The organism is Bacillota bacterium (genome assembly GCA_018333655.1).
Classification (GTDB): Bacteria; Bacillota; UBA994; order UBA994; family UBA994; genus BS524.
Genome location: JAGXTJ010000008.1, coordinates 93897 through 115608, shown reverse-complemented (window position 1 = coordinate 115608; position 21712 = coordinate 93897). Strand labels below are relative to the sequence as shown.

Annotated in this window: 22 protein-coding genes and 1 riboswitch; of the genes, 17 read left to right on the top strand and 5 right to left on the bottom strand. The window is 54.0% G+C overall.

All coding sequences use genetic code 11. From position 1 onward, the window contains the following. Positions 1-493 precede the first annotated feature (493 nt). A complete protein-coding gene (locus KGZ92_02020; GenBank protein MBS3888061.1) occupies positions 494-769 on the bottom strand; it encodes an AbrB/MazE/SpoVT family DNA-binding domain-containing protein in 276 nt (91 codons plus the stop codon). 221 nt (positions 770-990) lie between these two features. On the opposite strand from KGZ92_02020, the gene KGZ92_02015 reads away from it, so the two are divergent. Continuing rightward, a complete protein-coding gene (locus tag KGZ92_02015) occupies positions 991-1881 on the top strand; it encodes a DMT family transporter (GenBank protein MBS3888060.1) in 891 nt (296 codons plus the stop codon). A 211-nt stretch (positions 1882-2092) separates the two neighbouring features. Further along, positions 2093-2920 carry a DUF3825 domain-containing protein gene (locus KGZ92_02010; GenBank protein MBS3888059.1) on the top strand — a complete coding sequence of 276 codons (828 nt, stop codon included), beginning with the start codon at positions 2093-2095 and terminating at the stop codon, positions 2918-2920. On the opposite strand, the gene KGZ92_02005 is transcribed toward KGZ92_02010, so the two are convergent. Then, positions 2917-3579 (bottom strand): GNAT family N-acetyltransferase, encoded by a 663-nt coding sequence (locus KGZ92_02005; protein MBS3888058.1) that lies wholly within the window; start codon positions 3577-3579, stop codon positions 2917-2919. The genes KGZ92_02010 and KGZ92_02005 overlap by 4 nt on opposite strands. Positions 3580-3661: 82 nt before the next feature. Between KGZ92_02005 and KGZ92_02000 the strand changes: the two genes are divergently transcribed. The 5 genes from KGZ92_02000 to KGZ92_01980 all read left to right on the top strand — a co-directional run bounded on the left by KGZ92_02000 (position 3662) and on the right by KGZ92_01980 (position 7320). Next, positions 3662-3994: a cupin domain-containing protein gene (locus KGZ92_02000; protein MBS3888057.1), complete on the top strand. Its 333-nt coding sequence runs from the start codon at positions 3662-3664 to the stop codon at positions 3992-3994. Positions 3995-4005: 11 nt separating this feature from the next. Continuing rightward, positions 4006-4428: a peptide-methionine (R)-S-oxide reductase MsrB gene (gene msrB / locus KGZ92_01995; GenBank protein ID MBS3888056.1), complete on the top strand. Its 423-nt coding sequence runs from the start codon at positions 4006-4008 to the stop codon at positions 4426-4428. 42 nt (positions 4429-4470) lie between these two features. Then, a complete protein-coding gene (locus KGZ92_01990) occupies positions 4471-4998 on the top strand; it encodes a peptide-methionine (S)-S-oxide reductase (GenBank protein ID MBS3888055.1) in 528 nt (175 codons plus the stop codon). 151 nt (positions 4999-5149) lie between these two features. Next, positions 5150-5938 carry a C39 family peptidase gene (locus KGZ92_01985; protein MBS3888054.1) on the top strand — a complete coding sequence of 263 codons (789 nt, stop codon included), beginning with the start codon at positions 5150-5152 and terminating at the stop codon, positions 5936-5938. Positions 5939-6060: 122 nt separating this feature from the next. Then, the gene (locus KGZ92_01980; GenBank protein ID MBS3888053.1) at positions 6061-7320 is read left to right on the top strand and encodes an MFS transporter; all 1260 of its coding nucleotides are present in this window, start codon (positions 6061-6063) and stop codon (positions 7318-7320) included. Between the two features lie 81 nt (positions 7321-7401). Here the strand turns inward: KGZ92_01980 and KGZ92_01975 are convergent, their stop codons facing one another. Then, positions 7402-7653: a hypothetical protein gene (locus KGZ92_01975; protein ID MBS3888052.1), complete on the bottom strand. Its 252-nt coding sequence runs from the start codon at positions 7651-7653 to the stop codon at positions 7402-7404. Positions 7654-7987: 334 nt separating this feature from the next. On the opposite strand from KGZ92_01975, the gene KGZ92_01970 reads away from it, so the two are divergent. The 4 genes from KGZ92_01970 (at position 7988) to KGZ92_01955 (ending at position 13497) form a co-directional block, all read left to right on the top strand. Further along, positions 7988-9478, top strand: coding sequence for a DUF3798 domain-containing protein (locus KGZ92_01970; GenBank protein ID MBS3888051.1), 1491 nt, complete (start codon positions 7988-7990; stop codon positions 9476-9478). Between the two features lie 106 nt (positions 9479-9584). Next, on the top strand, positions 9585-11159 hold the full coding sequence (locus KGZ92_01965) for a sugar ABC transporter ATP-binding protein (protein ID MBS3888050.1): 1575 nt from the start codon (positions 9585-9587) through the stop codon (positions 11157-11159). Then, positions 11160-12200 carry an ABC transporter permease gene (locus tag KGZ92_01960; GenBank protein MBS3888049.1) on the top strand — a complete coding sequence of 347 codons (1041 nt, stop codon included), beginning with the start codon at positions 11160-11162 and terminating at the stop codon, positions 12198-12200. A 1-nt stretch (position 12201) separates the two neighbouring features. Further along, positions 12202-13497: an ABC transporter permease gene (locus KGZ92_01955; GenBank protein ID MBS3888048.1), complete on the top strand. Its 1296-nt coding sequence runs from the start codon at positions 12202-12204 to the stop codon at positions 13495-13497. A gap of 84 nt (positions 13498-13581) precedes the next feature. On the opposite strand, the gene KGZ92_01950 is transcribed toward KGZ92_01955, so the two are convergent. Continuing rightward, positions 13582-14430, bottom strand: a complete 849-nt coding sequence (locus tag KGZ92_01950; protein ID MBS3888047.1) for a 2-oxoacid:ferredoxin oxidoreductase subunit beta — start codon at positions 14428-14430, stop codon at positions 13582-13584. Further along, complete coding sequence (locus KGZ92_01945) at positions 14423-16111, bottom strand: 2-oxoacid:acceptor oxidoreductase subunit alpha (GenBank protein ID MBS3888046.1); 1689 nt, start codon at positions 16109-16111, stop codon at positions 14423-14425. Before KGZ92_01945 ends, KGZ92_01950 begins: the two co-directional genes overlap by 8 nt. A gap of 185 nt (positions 16112-16296) precedes the next feature. On the opposite strand from KGZ92_01945, the gene KGZ92_01940 reads away from it, so the two are divergent. From KGZ92_01940 to thiC, 6 genes are all read left to right on the top strand, one after another. Beyond that, positions 16297-17184, top strand: coding sequence for an RnfABCDGE type electron transport complex subunit D (locus KGZ92_01940; protein ID MBS3888045.1), 888 nt, complete (start codon positions 16297-16299; stop codon positions 17182-17184). 102 nt (positions 17185-17286) lie between these two features. Next, a riboswitch (TPP riboswitch) is annotated at positions 17287-17399 on the top strand. A 63-nt stretch (positions 17400-17462) separates the two neighbouring features. Continuing rightward, complete coding sequence (gene thiW / locus KGZ92_01935; protein MBS3888044.1) at positions 17463-17963, top strand: energy coupling factor transporter S component ThiW; 501 nt, start codon at positions 17463-17465, stop codon at positions 17961-17963. Then, positions 17963-18787 (top strand): bifunctional hydroxymethylpyrimidine kinase/phosphomethylpyrimidine kinase, encoded by an 825-nt coding sequence (gene thiD / locus KGZ92_01930; GenBank protein MBS3888043.1) that lies wholly within the window; start codon positions 17963-17965, stop codon positions 18785-18787. Before thiW ends, thiD begins: the two co-directional genes overlap by 1 nt. A 3-nt stretch (positions 18788-18790) precedes the next feature. Beyond that, positions 18791-19603, top strand: coding sequence for a hydroxyethylthiazole kinase (gene thiM, locus KGZ92_01925; protein MBS3888042.1), 813 nt, complete (start codon positions 18791-18793; stop codon positions 19601-19603). Then, on the top strand, positions 19590-20237 hold the full coding sequence (gene thiE, locus KGZ92_01920; GenBank protein ID MBS3888041.1) for a thiamine phosphate synthase: 648 nt from the start codon (positions 19590-19592) through the stop codon (positions 20235-20237). The genes thiM and thiE overlap by 14 nt, the downstream gene beginning before the upstream one ends. After that, complete coding sequence (gene thiC, locus KGZ92_01915; protein ID MBS3888040.1) at positions 20234-21538, top strand: phosphomethylpyrimidine synthase ThiC; 1305 nt, start codon at positions 20234-20236, stop codon at positions 21536-21538. The genes thiE and thiC overlap by 4 nt, the downstream gene beginning before the upstream one ends. Positions 21539-21712: the final 174 nt, after the last annotated feature.

Genomic DNA, 21712 nt, shown 5'->3' with positions numbered 1-21712 from the left:
TGCACTCGAGAGCGTGCACGAAGCCCCGCCTCAGAGTGTAGGCGGGGCTTCGTGTTTCTAGAGACATAGAGAACGGTTCAAACATAATAGAGGACAAGTTGCACTCTAAGCCGACCTAGTACTTTTCGAGAAACAACGCCGGGCTGACGATCGTCGGTCTTTCTAAGGACAATTCCTCAAAATCCCTGTCACCAGTGATTAGCACGTCTATGTCCTCGGTAATTGCTGAATACAATATCGGATAATCCATTTTATCACGAATCTCAATGAGACCAGGCCTTGGGTGGGCCGGTGTGTAAACAAGTTCGAAGGGAAGTTGACTCAAAAACAGATCCACCGTTTCAAGTTTGGTGGGAAATTTTCGTCGCACCACACGCATTAACTCGTCGACATGTACGAGGAAAGGACTAGCTGATGTTCGGTAGCCACTTTGTAAAACAATGTATTCATTTGTTTGCTGGGAAGTAACAAGGCAGATATGAGAACGTTAGTGTCAATCATCACGCGCATGTTTATTCTCCCAATCCGTGCGGCGAACCTCTCTTACCAAGTTCACAATATCCTGTTCGGTTTTCAGGTTCTTGCATTCGGCTTCCCCCGCGAACGCATCCTGCGCGCATCTAAGCGCTACCATGGCAGCGTTCTCCATAACAATGCGACCATTTTCCTCCACAAAAATTACTTTGTCACCGTCCTTGACACCTAGTTTTCGACGTATCTCAGCAGGAATAGTGATTTGTCCGCGAGTTGTAATTTTGGCAAGTTCCATGACGTTACCCCCCTGTGTTTTGCATTGGAATCAATGCATTCCTTAGCTACAGCATACGCCTCTGGCCCAATAAAATCAACTGCTTCGGCCTTGTGCCGCAGCGAAGCGACGCATCTGCGATAAATAGAAAGATGCAATAGATTGCAAGAGTACTGCCATTGCTGTAGTCTATATGAGGAGATTCATCGGGCAGGGGAGGCAGGCAAGTGACAGAACATGGCATGAAACCATATCTTGCGGGGGTTGGCTTCGCAACGATATTCGGCTTTTCTTTTCTTTTTGCCAAAGAGGCTCTCGACTATGTGGATCCTCTGCGGTTACTAGCTTTTCGCTTTGCCTTAGCGGCCGTGGTGGTGACTGCGCTCACCCTGTGTGGGGTTGTGAAGGTAAAGCTCCGGGGCAAGGATCTGCGCCCTCTCTTGCGCGTCGCTCTTCTACAACCTGTGGCGTACTTTGTCACCGAGACGGTCGGACTGCGCTTTGTCACCTCGTCGCAAGCAGGTATGATGATCGCCCTCATACCTATCCTCGTCGCTATCTTTAGCGCCTTGTTCCTAAAAGAGAAGACGACCATGACACAGTGGAAGTTTATTTTGCTGTCGGTCAGCGGCGTGGCAGTCATTGTGACCATGCAGAACGCCGGGGCAGAGGGGGCTAATCTTCTTGGCCTACTGCTGCTCTTTTGTGCCGTGACTGCGGCAGCCCTCTTCAACATAGTCTCGCGCGAGGCCACGGGCAAGTTTACGCCTTTTGAGATTACCTTTGTCATGATGTGGACCGGAGCCATCGTATTCAATGCCATGGCCTTTACCAGCCATATGTTGACTGGCTCTCTGGCCACCTTTGGGGATGCCTTGCGCTACCCTGATGTTTGGATTGGCACCTTGTACCTGGGAATACTCTCTTCTGTGGTGGCCTTCTTGCTCGTCAACTACTCATTGTCCAAGATACCTGCTTCTCAATCGGCGGTGTTCGCCAATGTTGGGACAGTGGTGGCGGTTTTTGCGGGGGTTACTCTGCGAGCGGAACCCTTTTACTGGTACAGCGGTCTAGGGGTCTTAATGATACTCACCGGGGTCTGGGGAGCGAACTACTTTGGTGCAACGAAGTAGTTATTCTCGCTCTCAGCACCCTTAGCTGTACTTCCTTGGCTATAGATGAACTTAGATTTGAGCGGCCCGCAGTTACTTGCCTAGCCGAGAACAGACCCTGTCCGCATAAACGCTGGGCAGGGTCTTAGTATGTCCCTCATCTTGGTCATAAACTGGTAGGCCGCTAAATATAACTTAGAGACGTGAAAGTAAAAATCGAAGGGGTGAGTGCATGGGGGAAGAGAGAAATTGGCCGCTATTTGAGTATGCCTTCTGCCCGAGGTTTTCGGAGGAACTACTGCCTAGGTTGGCTTACGAGGCGTCCCCGGAAACCTGGAGTCTACCGAGCCAAGATGCAAGTCAGCCATTTTTTATACTCTACTACTATATCCACTGCACATTTAAGCGACTAAAGGAGCAGTACGATGCTGCCCCAACTGCGAAGGAAAGAGACGCGGCTATATTTGAATGTGGTGAGCATGCCTGTTTTGATACCGGTCTCTTCACCGCTAACTATGAAGCACTATATGGTTACTTCGTAGCCAACAGAATTGCCAACCAGCAAAAATGGTTTCTACGAGGCTTCTACAAAGAAAGCGATCCCTGTCTTAACAGGTTTTTTCCCTTGCCAGCACGCGCGCAGTACCTAAGAAACACGGTGGATATCGTCTATGATTACCGACTAGAGTGGCGCATTAATGTCGACCATATAATCGATCATCCCGAAAACATAAAGCGCCTACCAGCCAGATTTCAGAGCCTAGAGAACAGGGTGCTCGCCAGCAATGCCTTTAAAGGGGCCGTTGTCACTGCTAAAAAAAGGCTCTTAGCAAATTACCGACTGGCAGTGCCGCAGTACTACGAGGGATCGGTGCAGCTACTGGTGCCCATTTGTCTGGAGGACGAAAGCCGGGCTGATGTCTCCCTGGTTATATATCGGCAAGACAATATCTATCAGGGCCGTACCTGCCTGTCGCTCGATATGGCCTACAACAATGCCCGCCTGCTAGCCAAGCCAGAAAGCGACTGGCTGAGCGGACTGACCATGAGGGCCATCTAAGGGGCATCGTCGCTCCGTCTTGACGCAGAAATGCTGGGCGCGCCACTGTCGCGGAAGAGGTGGTAAACATCCACCCCTGCCGCCTTGGCGTGCCCTACAACCTTGTAGCCGCAGTGCTCATAGAAACGTAGGCTACTCAGGGCCGTGGTGTAAAGGTAGATGCCTGAGGCGGCAGAGTCCTTTGCTACCTTCTCTTCTACTGCGACGAGTAGTTCGCGAGCCACCCCCATCCCTTGAAACTCGGGTGAGACGGCCAGCATAGACAACTCGCAGGAATCAGGGGGGACAAGCTGCGGACGTCTGGTCGCCTTCAGCATAGCCAGGCCTACGCCAATATTTAGGCCCCAGACCATGCTCAACATGGCGGGTAAGATTTGGCGCAGGGACCAGCGCACGGCGCTGCCGTTTAAGCCTGCCAAGCCCACGACACCGACTAATTGCCTGTCTATGCTCACCCCCAGCAGGTTGTGGCCCTCGCTAAGGGAGTTATCTACCCAGGTGGCCATAAAGCGGCGATAATGGGCGTCCTGATCAGGAGTAGTGCCCTTGAACAGGCGGACAAAGGCGGGGTCGTGGCGGAAAGCGGCGGCGAGTATGGTCGCCATACTTAAGCGTGACTCAGGGCCCAGAGTGACCACCTCGCGTGTATGTTCTTGCATTGTTTTACTCTCCTCCTTGCCATTGCGGGGAACTAAGTTTGTGGTAAGATTTATATAGAATGCGGGAAAGCGAGTGAAAAACATGGAACACAAAAGTGAAAACATTAGGGGCCAGGTGCTATGTACGGCGACTTTAGCGGATTATCAGGCGGCTTCGGTGGTGAGCCGTACTCTCATCAACAAAAAGATTGGCACAGTTACTTTCTTTGCTTTTGCAGCAGGGCAGGGGCTAAGCGAGCACACCGCACCCTACGACGCTATGGTTCAGGTGCTAGAGGGCGAAGCCGAGGTAACTATTTCGGGTCAGCCACTCTGCGTGCGAGAAGGTGAGATGATCATCATGCCCGCCCACGAACCGCATGCCTTGCAGGCTGTCACCCAGTTCAAGATGCTACTCACCATGATTCGCGCCTAGCTGTGAGCAACATACATCCCTTTCGCGTTGCCAAGAGCGAGGAGGAGTGGCGCCAGATTTTAAGCCCAGAGGCGTACCGATGTTTACGGCAGCGTGGCACCGAGCCGCCCTTTACTAACGCCTACTACCACCACAAAGCAGAAGGTGTGTATGTGTGCGGGGCTTGTGGTGCCGCTTTGTTTAGCTCTAGCACTAAGTACGAATCGGGCTCTGGCTGGCCAAGTTTTACAGAGCCGCTCTCGTCGCAGGCCTTGCAAGAAGATGTCGACCTGCGCTTTGGCATGACGCGACGCGAGATTAACTGCGCGAACTGCGGGGGGCATATCGGGCATGTCTTTACCGATGGCCCCGCGCCACTAGGACTCAGGTATTGCACCAATTCGGCTGCGCTTATGTTTAAGCCTCTCTCTACCATCACGCTTGGCATGGGCTGATTTTGGGGCCCAGATGCCCAGTTTGGGCTAGTGAACGGCGTGGTGCGTACTCGTGTCGGCTATGCCGGTGGGACAACCATGAGTCCTACTTACCACAGTATGGGCGACCACACCGAGGTGGTGCAGATCGATTACGATATGACGCGCGTAGGGCTCAAAGAATTGCTGGAGATTTTCTGGCATAGTCATCGCCCGCGGGCGCGCGCGTATGGCCGTCAGTATATGTCACTAATTCTCTGCGCCGAAAAAAAAGATCAAGATGTCGCTATCTTAAGCAAGGCGGAGTACCAGATGCGCTATGGCGATGTGCTGACCGAAATACGCTTGCTGGACAAGTTTCATCTGGCCGAAGCCTACCACCAAAAATACTACTTGCGTCGCCTACCCGCAGTTTTTAAAGAGGTTGAGGCGGAGCACAAAACTCTCGCCGGGTTACTAGACAGCACCGAGGTGTCACGGCTAAATGGCTATGCGGGAGGCTTTGGCTCGACAGCAGAGCTAGAGGCCGATTTAGCTATCTTTAAGTTAAGCCTAGAGGCAGGGGCTCGGCTACGCGCGCTGCTCGAGTAAGTACCTACTTCCATGACGGTTTCGCAAACACCTTCCCGCACAGGCTGAATTTTTTCGCGAGCACATAGTAGTAACGTTGTCGTAGCGCGGACAAGCCTGGCATTAAAGAATGAGGCCACGCATCCGATTACTAAGTTGGGAGGGGATGCAAGTGAAAACAGTAGGAGGAGTTGCGCTATTTCTTTTGCTCTGCGCAGTTATGGTTGCCTCCTTACAGGTGATGCGAGAGGACTTCTTGAGTGGGAGGCGACTTGCTCCCGCCAGCCGTCAGGCTCGAGCTGAGACTAAGATTGCGCTCCCCGTAAAAGCAAGTGAAAACTCTCCCACGCCTGCACCGGCACGTTTTCTGCGGGACGCCATTGTTATAGAGGGAGTACCGGTAGTGCATCAAATGCCGCGCTGGCCTACGGGGTGTGAAGTCGTATCCATTAAAATGCTGGCCGAATTTTATGGAGTTAGTAAGAGTGTCGACGAATGGATTGCTCGTATGCCACAGGGGGACATTTACTGGCGTGGTGGTAGAAGACATGGACCGGACCCAAGGCAAAAGTTCGCCGGTAGCCCCTACTCCGTGCATAGCTACGGGGTATATCATCAGCCGATGTTGGCCATGCTTAAGCCCTACTTTGGTGACCGCCTCGTAAATATGACAGGCAGGCCGTGGGGTGAGTATGAAGACATGATCATTGCCGGAAACCCAATTGCCATCTGGGGCACCATTGAAAATCTCCCAGTGGTTTTGCGTGGCACTTGGCTTACCCCAGCAGGTGATGAGTATCAGTGGCGAGGCAATGGTCACACCATGTTGCTCGTGGGTTTCAGCAAAACAGAGGTAGTGGTGAACGATCCCTATACTGGCAGGCAGAGAAGGTTTGATAAAGAAGTCTTTTTGCAGCGCTGGGCCGCCATGGGCCAGCAAGGAATCGCGATCAGGCCTTAGTTAAGGCAAAATGAGACCCTTCTAGCAAAAGGTAGCTCTATTTGCGACCAGTTTTGCCTTCTACCCTTGCTCAAAAGGTAGTACTTCGCTACACTAAGTAAGTGAGCGGGGAGGAAGTTGTTATGTCTTTCATCTATGACTATGTGCAGAAGATCAAATCTTTTAGTTACAATGCGCGACTGTTCTTGCTGGCGGGCATTATCGGAGCCCTTTACCAGAGTGTCTATGGAGTGCTGGGCAATTTGTATATTTTGCAGGCTGGGCTGGGAGAAGACTTTCTCGGACTTATGATCTCGCTTTCGTCGTTTGCCAGCGTGTTGTTTGCCTTGCCTGCGGGCATGCTCAGCGACTACGTAGGGCGTCGTCGCTCCCTGCTTAGCGCTGCGGTCATGGCTGCGGCCACCCATGTGGCCATAATTTTGCACCCTACAGAGCTTGTCATTGTGGCCGCTACAATTATAGGCGGAGCGGCTGGAGCGGTGATGATGGTGACCTCCTCGCCGTTCCTCGTGGAGAACAGCTCGCGCGAGGAGAGAAATCATCTCTTTAGCGTCAATGGCGCCACCTGGACTATAAGTGGCATCATCGGTAGCTTTCTTGGGGGCGCCTTGCCCCTTTTATGGGCGACATGGCTCAATGATGTGCCAGATTCATTTGCAGTTTACAGGGCGACACTGCTTATGACATCGCTCTTGTTGGTGCTTTCCGTCGTTCCTTATGCGCTGCTACGTGATACGCATGCGGCAGAGAAGGCGAAAGGCAAGCGCGCATCAGGCATTAATTTTCCGCCATGGCGGCTTGGAGTACAGTTTCTTGTGCCAGAGTTTATCATGGGTTTTGGCGCCGGGATGATTATTCCGTTTCTCAATGTCTACTTTGCCCATCATCTGCAGGCTACTGCCGCTGAAATAGGTCTTATTTTTTCTGTGATGATGTTAGTTACTACGGTGGCCATCTTGGCGGCGCCCCTACTAGGCGCGCGCTACGGCAAAGTGCGCGCGACAACAATTACTCGGCTTTTGTCGGTGCCGCTCCTCTTAACCATCGCCCTGACCAATAATCTATGGGTGGCTTCTATGGCAGCCTGGTTTCGGTCCGCGCTGATGAATATGAGCGGCCCACTGGTGAGTAGTTTCACCATGGAGATTTTAGACCCCGCCGAACGTGCCACCATGAGTAGCGCTCTGAGTATGACTTGGACACTAGCCTGGGGCATCAGCGCACGGCTGGGCGGGCACATTATGAAGACTTATTCCTACAACTTGCCTTACTTCTTCACCGCCGTACTCTATGTACTAAGCGCCTTGGCCTTCTACTATTTTTTTGCGCCCCGCGAGGCAAAGATGATGGCTGATGCGTCAGCCCTAGTATCCGCAGACTAGTGAGAAAAGTGAGCGCCCCGCGTGGGGCGCTCACTTTTTTGGTGCTTCTGGCGAAGGGCCAGTCTTTACGAAGAGGCGAGGCTATTCAAACCGAATGTACTTTGCCTGCACTTTCTCTAGGGAGTTAAGCTCTGCGAGCAGTTCGTCGCAGACGGCCACGCCGCCATCCATCTGTAGAATGATTAGTCCGTCCTCCGTACAACTGTCTTGCGACGTATGATGAAAACCCACGCGCGTTCTGATATGGCAGCCGTACTGAGTGAGAATATGCTGCACTGCCGAGGCACTAGCGGAGCGATTAGCAACGTTAATGGCGAGAACATAAAGTGGCATGTAAATTCTCCTCTCGCGTGTTTCTGTGCTCAGCATAGCCGAAATCTTTTTCTCGGGCAAGGGTAGCGGTCGGAGTTCGCGGGGGCAAAGAGGGAAGCAGCAATAAAAGTCTGGGCCAATAAAAAAAGTCGCGAAACTGTGTCTAGCAAGCAGGAATATTGCTTTTAATTCTGAATAGTACACATTGTACCACATGCGCAAATGTTCAGCCCACAGGCGCGACTTCAAGCACCAAGATGGGGGAGATTTTAGGGGGGGGGATGCGCTCGCACCATGTTCTGGGGGAGGCAGAGTCATTTCACTAGTGGGAAGAACTAAGGGGAGGGTAAGTTTAGTGAAGAAAGTAGCAATAATCGCTTCTGTAGTCGCCTTGCTGGCAGTCGGGTTCTTAGTACCGAACATGCAAGTGTCAGAGGCATCGGCCATCCGCGTGATGCTAGATGGCGAATTCCTCAATTTGCAGGTTCCGCCGGTTATCAGTGGAGGCAGGGTGCTCGTACCCTTTAGGGCTTTGTTTGAAGGGCTAGGAGCGAGCGTCGGTTGGGCCGAAGCCACCAGCACAGTGACGGGAACTCGGGCTGGCACCACGGTGTCGTTAGTTATCGGCAGCCGTAATGCCACGGTCAACGGGCAGCCCCGCACTCTCGATGTTGCCCCCACCGTTATGAACGGGCGCACCATGGTGCCGCTGCGTTTCGTGTCGGAGACGCTCGGGGCCGCCGTAAACTGGGTTGAGCGCCATCAAACCGTAGTAGTTAGGGGACCCGCCCCGCCCGGCACCTTTAGAATTGGGGTCATGACGGGCACCGCCGTACAAAATGAAGAAGAACTACGCGCTGCTGAAAACATGAAGCGCAAGTACGGCGATCGCATTGTGCTCTCTACATACCCTGCTCGTTTTACAACTGAGACGGAGACAACTATCTCTAATCTTCGCGCCCTCGCTGCCGATAGAAGCGTACGCGCCATTGTCATTGTGCAGGCCGTGGTCGGTACTGCTGCCGGCATTGACGAAGTGCGCAGACTGCGTCCCGATATGCTTATTATTGCCGGTACTCCTGGCGAGGACCGCGACGTCATCGCCGCCCGCGCCGACATCGTCTTGCAGACCGATGATATGTCTCGCGGCAGAACGATCGTAGAGCAGGCGCACCGCATGGGTGCCACAACCTTCGTGCACTACTCCTTTGCCCGTCATATGGCCAACGCCATGCTATTTGAGCGTAGGCAGCTTATGGAGCAGACAGCTAATCGCCTCGGCATGAGATTTGTCTTTGTCGACTCCCCAGACCCCACAGGCGAGGGCGGCGTACCAGGAACTCAGCAGTTCATTATGGAAGATGTTCCCCGCCGCATTGCCCAGTTTGGCACCGCCACAGCATTCTTTGGCACGAACTGCAGCATGATGGAACCCATGATTAGGCAAGTCATTGCTGGCGGAGCGATCTTCCCCGAGCAGTGCTGCCCGTCTCCCTACCACGCTCTACCTGGAGCACTAGGCCTCTCTATCCCACAGGCAAGACAAGGGGATCTGCCCTTTGTTATTGGCTTGATTAGGGACGCCCTGCGCCGCGTTAATGCCGACAAGCGCGTTTCCACTTGGCCGGTGCCCGTCAATATGCTCTACGTCGAAGCCGGGGTTGAGTACGCTATGGCGGTACTCAATGGTCAGACAATGGGGCGCGTGGACTTAATTACCCTCGAGGGGATACTCATGGATATGGCTGGCGGTCCAGTTACTCTTTCTAACTTGACTACACCGCGGGGGACGTACAACCATTACTTCCTCTTCTTGTCAAGTTCAATTGATTTCTCCGCCCGTTAAGTAATATGCGCCCTTGGTGCAGGGTTACCGGCTCAAGGTAGCCCTGCATCTTTATGGTGATAAGCAAGGGGGTTACGCCGTGGCACAAGACAACTATGTGCTTGAGATGCAGAACATCGGCAAGGTCTACGCGGGCAACCGTGTACTGAAAGATGTCAATCTACAGCTAAAAGCAGGGGAAATACACGCCGTGCTCGGTGAGAATGGCGCCGGCAAGTCGACATTTATGAACATCCTTTTTGGAATGTCGGTCATTCATAGTACAGGCGGCTTTGAAGGCAAAATTGTTATCGATGGTAAAGACGTGAGTATTACCTCGCCATATGATGCCATGAACCTAGGTATCGGCATGGTGCACCAAGAGTTTATGCTTATTCCGGGGTTTACGATTACCGAGAACATCAAAGTTAATCGTGAGATTACGCGGCCAAATATTGCTAGCCGCCTCTTTGGGCCGAAACTCGAGAGCCTTGACATGGACGCGATGAACCGCGACGCCCGCAAAGCCCTCGACACTGTAGGCCTGAACATTGAGGAATGGACTAAAATCGCGGGGATGCCGGTTGGCCTGATGCAATTTGTCGAGATTGCGCGAGAAATCGACAAGGCCAATATGAAGATCATTGTCTTTGACGAGCCGACGGCGGTGCTCACAGAAAGTGAAGCCGATACTCTGCTCAAGGCCATGCAGGCAATCGCCCGTTCTGGAATCGCCATTCTCTTTATCACCCATCGTCTCGACGAAGTAATGACCATCGCCGATAATATCACCGTACTCAGGGACGGTGAGTTAGTACGCACCTTGCCCAAGACGGAAACGAATACCTTTCAGCTGGCCGAGCTTATGGTAGGGCGCAAAGTAGAGAAGATCGTGCAGGCGAGTGAAAACAAAGTCAAAGAAGGCATCGCCTTGTCTGTGCGTGGCCTTAAAGTGCTTATGCCGGGAGAAGAAGTGCAAAAGGTTGACCTCGATGTCTTTGAGGGCGAAATAATCGGCATTGGTGGTCTAGGCGGGCAAGGCAAGCTTGGCATAGCCAACGGCATCATGGGGTTGTATCTGGCCGCGGGGCAGGTCAGTGTTTTTGGCAAGCCACTGCAGTTAAACGATACTAAGGCCGCCTACCAAGCCGGCTTAGCCTTTGTCTCAGAAGATCGCCGTGGGGTAGGCCTCTTGCTCGATTCCTCCATTGAAATGAATATTGCCTTTACGGCCATGCAAATGCGCAACCGTTTCTTGTACCGCTTCGGCCCATTTTCGCACCTGGCCTATGGGAAAATTAGGCGACACGCCATGGAAAAAATCAAGGAGTTAGACATTCGCTGTACGGGGCCCATGCAGTTGACGCGGCGCTTAAGCGGCGGCAATCAGCAAAAAGTCTGTATTGCCCGTGCTTTAGCTCTAGACCCTAAGATCCTCTTTGTGTCGGAGCCGACGCGTGGTATTGACGTAGGCGCCAAGAAGATAGTCTTAGAAGAGCTAGTGCGACTTAACCGCGAGCTCGGGATGACCATTGTTATGACTTCGAGCGAGTTAGCGGAACTCCGCTCCATATGTCATCGCATTGCCATCGTCTGTCATGGTGCGGTCGAAGGCGTGCTCTCACCAGACGATAACGATGTTGACTTTGGTTTGATGATGGCCGGCAATTACCACAAGCTGCGCGGCAGGGAGGTAGTGTAGGTGGGCAATTTATGGAAGAACATAGTTGACAACTTGGGTTTCGCCCGCTTAGTAATTATCGGCTTCCTCATCGTGCTTGTCTTTGGGGCGGCATATTTTGAAATACCCCTCGGGCCGCTGCTTTCAGCCGCGCTGGTGCGCACAGGAATGAACGGCATTTTTGTGTTGGCCATGCTGCCCACTATTAACTCGGGAATCGGGCCAAATTTCGGTTTACCCCTAGGTATCCTCTGTGGGCTAGTCGGGTCCCTGCTTTCTATTGAGTTAGATATGCGTGGCATGCCCGCCATACTTTTTGCGGCCGCCGTAAGCATACCCCTAGCCACTGTAGTGGGGGCAGCTTATGGCTGGCTACTGAACAAAGTAAAGGGTTCTGAAATGATGGTTAGTACTTATGTTGGTTTTTCCATCGTCTCACTAATGAACATCGGCTGGATCATCATGCCCTTTACCAGCCCCGAGATGCGCTGGCCCATTGGCCGTGGCTTGCGGGTAACGATTGCCCTCGAAGAGCGTTTTGCCAGTGTGCTAGATGAATTGTTGGCTTTCGATGTCGCTGGCGTGGTGGTTCCGACCGGTCTCTTGTTGACCTTTTTCTTGATGTGCTTGCTGATGTGGTTTTTTATACGCAGCAAGACAGGTATGGCTATGCGAGCTGTCGGTGATAGCAAGCAGTTTGCCGTCGCTAGTGGACTCAATGTCGATGGGTATCGTCTACTGGGCACGATCATGTCCACCGTTCTCGGCGCAGTTGGTATTGTGGTATTTTCACAGAGCTTTGCCTTTATACAGCTCTATGAAGCACCCATGACCATGGGTTTCCCGGCTGCCGCGGCAATTCTTATCGGGGGGGCTACAGTCAAGCGCGCCAATATTCTTAATGTTATTTTGGGCGCATTTTTGTTCCAAAGCCTCTTGGTGGTGTCGTTGCCAGTAGCTAACAAGATAATTACAGTGGGAGGCGTAGCGGAAATCGCGCGGATAATTGTCTCAAACGGCATTATTCTTTACGCCTTGACCCAAGTGGGCAGGGGTGATTGACATGCAAGTAGAGATTAAGCAAATCCCAGCCGCAAAAGTGTCTAAGGCCCCGCCGCCAGGCGCTCGCCTCAGGGCCTTCCTCTTTGACAATATGGTCGTGCTCTTGTTCGTCGTGCTCAGCGCAGTAGGTGTGTGGTTGTCCGAATTACCCCTCGGCTTCGTGGCCATGGACTTGGTGAGCCGCATTGCCCGCAATGGCTTCTTGATTTTAGCCTTGCTCATACCGGTCATGGCAGGCCTTGGTCTAAATTTTGCCATTGTTCTCGGCGCCATGGCCACACAAATAGCTGTCATTTTCGTAATCCACTGGGGCATAGGTGGAGTGTCCGGAGTCTTGTTGACCGTAGCACTGGCCACGCCGATGGCGATTTTGTTTGGCATCCTCATTGGTCGCCTGTTAAACCAGACGCGAGGTCAAGAGATGATTACCTCGATGATGGCCGGTTTCTTTGCCAACGGACTCTACATGTTGCTGCTGATGGTCATGGTGGGCACCGTAATCCCGCTGCGTAACCCGAAGTTGCTCTTGCCTCATGGTATCGGCATTTTAAACACAGTGGACCTCGGTATCATTCGGCAAGCTGTCGACAATATCTACACTATGACCTTTGCGGGCTTTATGGCGCTCTTGGCGGGGCTGCTTGGCGCGATAGGCTTGTGGGAGCACTTTAGGCAACGGGGCCGTTCTCGCCCTAGGACGCCTCGGGCGTTGTACTTTGCGGTCGGCGCCATACTCGCCGCGGCCTCCTCACTGCTGACGCGTTCGCCTGACTCTTCATTTGCCATGGTGAGTATACCCCTTGTCACCTTCGCTATCATTGGCCTAGGTTGTGCCTTTGTGGGCTTTATCAGTAGCACTAAGCTCGGGCAAGACTTTAGAAGTGTGGGCCAAGACCAGCATGTGGCCAAGGTATCTGGCATTGATGTTGACCGCACTAGGCTCGTGGCCATGGTTATTTCTACCGTTATGGCCGCTTGGGGGCATGCATTGCTCTTGTCTAACTTTGGCAATCTCAGTACCTATGGCAGCCATGAATCCGTGGGCGTTTTTGCCATTGCCGCACTCCTCATCGGCGGCGCGACTGTCACCAAGGCCACTGTGGGGCAGGCACTCACCGGCCTCCTTCTGTTCCACACGTTGTTCTTGGTATCGCCTATGGCGGGCCGTAACTTGCTCGGCGATGCACAACTAGGCGAGTTCTTCCGCGCTTTTGTCGCCTATGGTGTCATTGCGGCGTCACTAGCGATGTATGCGTGGAAGCGGACCTATGCTGCGCGCAAGCGGCTAAACTCTTAAGAAAAAGTATGCCTAGCGAAAGAACGTTCCCCCTCGCGGTGGAACGTTCTTTTTTTGCGCAAAGTGCTCTGTGCCAGCCGCTACTTACTTAAATTCGTCTTGGACATGGGCTAGGTCGAGGGGGTTAAAAGGACGGTGCGCTAAGGGGGCTCCGGCCAGTAAAGGAAACTGCTCTTCAAAGGTGGGGCGCGGCACACTGTACAGGATGCCGAGCGGAATCCGGTCGCCCCATTGCCGAGCTAGGGTCAGGGCAGCGTTCCAGTCGCCTTGGTCATGGTTGGTGGGGAAGTAGACCCTCTCCTTGTACCAAGCATAGGTATTTAGTTTATTGAAGGTAGGGCAAGGCTGCAAGATGTCTACCAAGGCGTAGCCAGGAAAAGTAATAGCTGCCCGCATAGTCGCTTTAAGGTGCTCTTTCTCTCCCACAAAGGCGCGTGCCACAAAGCCTGCACCCATGGTCAGGGCCACCGCCAGGGGGTTAAAGGGCGGCAGGTATACGCCCGCCGTCTGCACATTAGTTTTCATGCCAACTTCACTGGTCGGGCTGGCCTGCCCCTTGGTCAGGCCGTATACTTGATTGTCGTGCACAAAATGTGCTAGGTGGGGGTTGCGGCGAATGTTGTGTATAAAGTGGTTTCCGCCTTCTCCGTAGGTATCGCCATCACCTGACTCCACAATTACGGTCAAGGTCGTGTTCGCCACACGCGCGCCGACTGCGGGCGGCAAAGCGCGGCCGTGCAGTCCATTAAAGCCGTTAACCCTGAGATACTGGGGCATTTTTGCGGCCTGGCCGATGCCAGAGCACATTAGTACTTCATGAGGTGCTAAGTTCATTTCGGCCAGGACTTCGGCCACTGCCTGTCTAATGGCGAAATTGCCGCAGCCCGGGCACCAAGCCGTTTCTTTACTCAGATAATCTGCAGCCTTAGGCATTATGCCACACCTCCCGGACAATTTCTGCTGCACTAAAGGGGCGCCCATCGTACTTCAGAATTTGGTGGGTCATTCGCAGCCCTGTTTCTAGACTAATTAGTGCTGCCAACTGACCTGTGGCATTGTTCTCTACGCAGAAGCTTAATCTAGCTTTAGGCAAGAGTTCGCTCACCCTTGCCGTTGGCAAAGGCCAAAGATCGGCAAAGTGGAGCAGGCAGGCGGGTTTGCCGGCTCTAGTCAGGGCGTCTACGGCCTCGCGCAATGCCCCATAAGTGGAGCCCCAGCCGATGAGCAGTATGTCGGCCTGTTGGTCGCCGTACCACTCTGGCTCGTCCATTTCTTCCGCGAGCGCTGTCATGCGCAGCATTCTCTTGTCCATCATCAGCTTTCTGGTGGCGGCGTCCTCTATGATGTGGCCGTCGGCATCGTGTTCGTCGCTGTCAGCGAGCACCACCTCGCCGGCAAACTGCCCCGGAATGGCGCGCGGTGAAAGACCGTCTTCCGTTAGGCGGTAGCGCTGATAGGGTAGGGCGGCTGTACTAGCTGTGGCCAAGTGTTGGTCGTAAACTAGCCGCGAGAAGTCAAAGGGCGTAACGGCGCGGGCGGTATCGGCGAACTGTTGGTCAGAGAGAAATATCACCGGAATTTGGTATTTATCAGCCAGGTGAAAAGCCTTGTTGAGCCGGTAAAAAGCGTCTTCTAAATGGGTGGCGGAAAGTACCGCACGCGGAAACTCGCCGTGCCCACCAAAAATGGCGAAATTAAGGTCGCCTTGCTCGGTGCGAGTCGGTAGCCCCGTTGCGGGACCTGGCCGCATGGCGAGCACAATTACGATTGGTGTTTCGGTCATGCCCGCGAGAGAAAGCCCCTCAACCATCAGCGCAAAGCCGCCGCCTGAGGTAGTGGTCATGGAGCGCACGCCAGCGTAAGACGCGCCTAGCGCCATATTAATGGCGGCGATTTCATCTTCGGCTTGTTCAACTACGACCTCAAACTGCCCCTGTTTCGCGGCGAGGTAGGTCATGACCCCGGTGGCGGGTGTCATGGGGTAGGCCGAAAGGAAACGGCAGCCGCTACCAAGCGCCGACATACCAAGGGCCTGGTTGCCATCAAGAAAGATTTGCGTGGCGTTCGTGGCTATGGCGGGCAAGGCCAACCGCATCTCTGTGGCCTTTTGCATAGCGTCGAAGCCCTCCTGCAGAGCAGATAAATTTTGCGCTGCTAACTCTGGCGAGAATTTTTCTTGGAGCAGGGCTTCTGTTGTCAGCAAATCGCACTCGAGCAGGGCCAGCACTGCGCCCGTGGCCACCGCACTCACGGTTAAGGGCCCCCCGCTTTGACGCGCTATGGCCCCCAAGGCGATGGGTAAGCCACGCTGGTCGCCATCTACGAGGGCAAAGAGTGCGGGGTCATAGACCACCATGCCCGTAGGTTCTAACTTGTGGGCGTGCTGGGCATAGGTCTCTTCATTAAGGGCGATTAAGAGATCGGCAGTTTCGGGCGTTACCCATGGTGTGGCTGACCCGATAGCGAGAGTGGAAAAGTTATGACCACCCCTTACCCGGGACATATAATCCTTGGTTAGCAAGACACCTCTTCCTACACGCGCTAAGGACTTGCCGAGCAGTTCCGCAATGGTGTCCATACCCTGTCCAGCTGCTCCGCCAATTATGATGTTCATTGAATCATCCTTTCTCCAAAGATTGGCTATGTAGATATCAGTTCTCCTCCGAGGAGTAGATCTCCTAGTAACATATTATTAAATTGACGACATGTCTGTGGGCACAAAGAAGGATCACTTGCCAATAATAATTACTTTTCCTATAATAGATAGAGAGCTTGATGATGATATGGGGGAACTCTTAGATGAAGATGATGCGCGAGATGCTTACCGCCTTGGTACCAGTGACTTTAGCGGCCCTGTGGTTTTTTCGGTGGCCCGCTTTGTTTCTCTTAGTTGTTAGCGTCGGAGCGGCCGTAGCCACGGAGGCCTTGTGGCAAACAGCGCGTAAGCAGCCCCTAAAAATCAAGGATCTCAGTGCCGTGGTCACGGGGCTACTTTTTGGTCTTAGTCTCTCTCCTTCTTTACCACTCTATATTGCCATAGTCGGCTCCGTCTTCGCCGTAGTTGTTGGCAAACTGCTTTGGGGTGGTTTTGGCAAGAATCTTTTTAATCCCGCTCTGCTCGGGCGCCTTTTCATCGTCCTAGCCTTTCCTGGCACAATGCGGCCATGGCTTGCTCCGGTAGACTTAGTGACGACAGCCACTCCCTTGCAGATTTTCCGGGCAGACGGCGCGATGGCGTCACTCGTAGATTTATTTACCGGGCAAGTGGCAGGCTCCATAGGTGAGACCTCGGTAGTAGCGTTACTCCTTGGCTTTGCTTGGCTACACCATAAGAAGTTCGCCAACTGGCGCATTCCCGCTGGTGGCGCGCTAGCCGTGGCAGCGTTGTCTGTAGTGGCAGGGCAAAACCCCTTGTTTCACCTCTTATCCGGCAGCTTGCTCCTCGGGCTTTTCTTTATGGCTACTGACCCGGTGACTTCCCCGCGCACCCAGGTAGGGAGATGGGCTTTTGGGGCTGCCATAGGAGTGGGGATAATGGCCATGCGCTTCTTTAGTCCCCTACCGGAAGGCACCACTTTTGCTATCCTAGGCCTTAACGCCGCGGTACCACTCATCAACCGCTACACCATGCCGGCGAAAAAATCTGCGCCGGTTCCGGCCAAAGCAAAGCCGACAGAAGGAGTCTAAGAGCCCGTTGTCGCCAGGGGCTAACGTGGGCGAATTGCCGGGTAGAGTTGTGCTTGTGTTTCGCGTCAGTTTACCTTAGTATAAGTAGCTAGGAGACAAGTGAATAGTGAGCAGGGGAGCTGGAGAGGCCGGCTGAGATAAAGAACCTAGGAGTTCTTTGACCCTTTAACCTGATCTGGGTAATGCCAGCGTAGGGAAGTGCATGAACTGCTTTTTTGACGAGCACGGCCTTCCGCCTTGCTCGTCTATTTGCTTGCCAAAGAAAAGGAGGAAACGAGATGGATCTTAAAAAGCTCACCCTAGCTGCAGTACTGGCTGCGGTAGGCACTGTGGCGGCCACAGGGGTAGTTATCCCCTTCGCGGGGGCAAGGCTATTCCCGGTGCAACACGCCATCAATGTGGTGGCGGCAGTGCTGCTCGGCCCCGTACATGGCGTTCTTACAGCCTTTACGGTGTCGCTTTTGCGCAATCTACTCGGCACAGGGTCGCTACTAGCCTTCCCCGGTAGCATGATCGGCGCATTCGTGGCGGCCTTAGTTTACCAGCGGACGAAGTGTGCTGGTAAAGCGGTGTTAGGAGAGGTCTTCGGCACTGGTGTACTCGGCGCTCTCGTCGCTTTCCCCGTGGCCAAAATCCTGCTCGGCAGGGATGTTGCCGCCCTTGTATTTGTGGTGCCTTTTTTGCTGAGCAGCCTGCTCGGTGGTGCGACGGGCTACGCTTTGCTCTCGGCTCTCAAGATGAGTGTATTTAAAAAATTCGGCTTAAGTGGTCGGGCATGATGCGCACCGCTCTCACTATCGCCGGCTCAGACTCTAGTGGTGGGGCGGGCATCCAGGCTGATCTTAAGACCTTTGCCGCGCAGGGCGTTTATGGCATGAGTGTGCTCACCGCTGTGACGGCGCAAAACACTTGCGGGGTTTTCGCAGTGCAAGATATTGCCCCCTCGCTGATCTTGGCACAACTTGACGCCATCTATTCCGACATCCCAGTGCATGCTGTGAAAATCGGCATGGTTTCACGTCGCGAGACGATCATCGCTTTGGCGGACGCCCTGCCAAGGTATGGCCCCGTGAACTTAGTTATAGACCCGGTGATGATCTCTAAGAGCGGGTATCAGTTGTTGCAGAGCGAGGCCAAGGAAGCGTTAGTTGCTCTGCTCCTGCCGCTCGCCGACCTGGTGACGCCCAATATTCCGGAGGCCGAGGCCATTGCCGGCCGCCCTATTGCCACCTTGGACGAGATGGAACAGGCGGCGCGACACCTTGTGGCCCGTGGTGCGCGCGCGGCCTTAGTTAAGGGGGGACATTTAGTCGGCGAGGCCGTCGATGTACTCTACGATGGCGAGAGGGTAAGCCACTTTACTTCCACCCGCCTAGCTACAGTGCATACTCATGGCACAGGTTGCACGCTCTCCGCCGCTATCGCGGCGCAGTTAGCGAGGGGGGCCACGCTTCGAGAGGCTGTTAGACTAGCTAAGGCCTATATTTCTGTGGCCATAGAGCATGCATTCCCGCTAGGGAAAGGCGTCGGGCCCACTCATCATTTCTATGAGCTGTATGAGCGAGCCGGGCTTAACATTTCACCCAAGGTTGAGGAGGAGTGACCCATGGAAGTAGTTTGCCGTCTGGCAGAAATCGTAGCCAAAGTGCGGGGGCAGAGACCACTAGTACATCAGATCACTAACTATGTCAGCGTCAATGACTGTGCCAACATTGTTCTCGCCTACGGCGGGGCACCTGTTATGGCAGATGACCTCGAGGAAGTGCAGGAGATGGTAGGTATAGCCTCCGCGCTGGTCCTCAATATTGGCACTTTAAACTCACGCACTGTCGCGGCCATGCTCTTGGCAGGCCGAGCAGCCAATGAGCGTGGTATCCCCGTGGTGCTAGATCCAGTAGGAGTAGGTGCGACTACTTTGCGCACTAAGACAGCCCAAGAAATTATGTCGCAGGTAAAACTGGCTGTCATTCGCGGCAATGCCTCGGAAATTGCTGTTCTAGCAGGGGAAGAGGCGGTAACACGGGGGGTAGATGCGGGGGGTGTGCAAAGCGGCACGCTTCTGTTTGGCAGTGCCTTGGCAGTGTCAGAGCAATGTGTGGTGGCCATCACGGGGGAACATGACATTATCACTGATGGGCGCACTACATTGGTGTGCAGCAATGGCCACCCGTTGATGGCGAAGATTACCGGCACGGGCTGCATGGCTTCAGCTCTCGTGGGGGCTGCCGTTGGAGTAACAGACGATTACCTGCTCGCCACAGCCGCAGCCTTGGTCAGTATGGGGCTGGCGGGTGAGTATGCCGCGCGAGAAAGTGGTTTAAGCAATTTGGGGTCGTATAGAACACATATTATTGACTATGTCGGCAAATTCACCCATACCGACTTACAAAGCGGGGCCAAAATTCATGCGCAGAGATAAGGCCTTCGACTGCACACTCTACCTCGTGACCGATACGGGGCTACTGGCAGGTAGGGATTTTTTGTCCTCTGTGGGCGAGGCGATAGACGGTGGCGTCACCATGGTTCAGCTCAGAGAAAAAAGCCTTTGTGGGCGTAACTTTTATGAACTCGCTCTGGCTCTTAGTGCCTTGACTCGGGCACGACGCGTACCCCTCATCATCAACGATCGGCTAGATATCGCCCTAGCGGTGGATGCGGACGGGGTGCATCTTGGGCAAGACGACCTGCCAGCGAGAGCCGCGCGAGAGGTGCTCGGTGCGGGTAAGCTGCTCGGTATATCCGCAGCTAACTTTGACGAAGCTCTACAGGCAGAGCGGCAGGGTGCGGACTACATTGGGGTAGGGGCCATGTTTCCGACGACCACCAAAGAAAATGTACGCAGCGTTTCACTCTTGCAGTTACGGGTCATTAAGCAAGCGCTGTTGATTCCGGTGGTGGCCATAGGGGGTATCACCGCGGCGAATGCGCCGCAGGTGCGAGATACAGGTGCAGATGGCATCTGTGTCGCTAAGGCTATCCTCGGCGCAAGAGACATTAGAGGGGCTGCCCTAGGGCTTAGGCAAGTGTGGGCAGATAAGGAGGAAGTAAATTGACTCAGTTAGAATGGGCTCGTCAAGGCATCGTAACGCGAGAAATGGAACTGGCCGCAGCGCTAGAGGGGATTACTGGCGAAGAATTGCGGGGGCGGATCGCTTCTGGAGAAGTGGTCCTACCTGCCAATAAAAATCACCCCCACCTCACGCCCATGGCCGTAGGTAAAGGTTTGACGACCAAAGTCAACGCGAATATCGGTACATCAGAGGCTTATCCCCACGCAACGCCAGAGCTCGCTAAACTAGGCGCGGCTATTGCGGCGGGGGCGCATGCGGTCATGGATTTAAGCACCGGCGGCGATATCGCTATGGTACGCCGAGAAATCATTGCCGCTAGTACGGTGATGGTGGGCACCGTTCCCGTGTACCAAGTCATGGTTGAAGCGCAAAAAGAGGGGAAAGGCCTAGGCGAAATTACGAGCGAGGACTTCTTTGCCGCCATTGCAGAGCATTGCCGAGATGGGGCCGACTTTATTACGGTGCACTGCGGCGTTACACAAGAAGTGGTGGACACGCTGCTGGCTACGGGGCGGCTTTTAGATATTGTTTCGCGCGGGGGCTCATTCTTGGCAGCCTGGATGATGCACAATGGTCGGCAAAACCCGCTGTTTGCGGAGTTTGACCGCTTGCTCGACCTAGCGCGGCAGTACGACGTCACCCTTAGTCTAGGGGACGGACTGCGCCCGGGCTGTCTAGCCGATGCCACGGACGCCGCCCAAGTCGCCGAATTGATAAACTTAGGCAGCTTGGTTAAACGCGCACGTCACGCGGGGGTGCAAGTACTGGTAGAAGGCCCTGGCCATGTGCCCTTAGACCAAGTAGAGAGTAATGTCAAATTGGCGAAACTGCTCTGTCATGACGCTCCCTTTTATGTCCTTGGCCCGCTGGTGACGGATATCGCTCCAGGTTATGACCATATTGTCGCGGCTATCGGCGGGGCCTTGGCCGCCTCGCATGGTGCCGACTTTCTCTGCTACGTCACCCCTGCGGAGCATCTAGGCTTGCCCAGTCTAGACGATGTGCATGCCGGTGTCATGGCCGCGCGCATCGCCGCACATGCCGCCGACATCGCTAAGGGTGTCTCGCGGGCCAAAGAATGGGATGACAAAATGGCCACGGCCCGCAAAGCTCTCGACTGGGAGGCGCAGATTATGCTCGCTATTGACCCCGCGCTGGCGAGACGGCTGCGGCAAGAGAAAAACCCGCAGGGTGAAAACTGTTGTACCATGTGCGGGCAGTTCTGTGCTTACAAGGTTAGCGGCGAGTATGTAGCGCGGCAGGCCTTACCCTGCCAAGGCTAGATGGCGGCTGGGTAAGGGATTGATTTATAAGAGAAAAGGCCTTCCCGCACATTTGTCTCCGCTGCGAGACTATAATGCGGGGAGGCCTTCACTGCAGTGCGCCAAGCTAACTAGATAAGAGTCCAGAAAACGCGTATATTATTCATAGCATTCATCTTAACCGGATTATGGTGG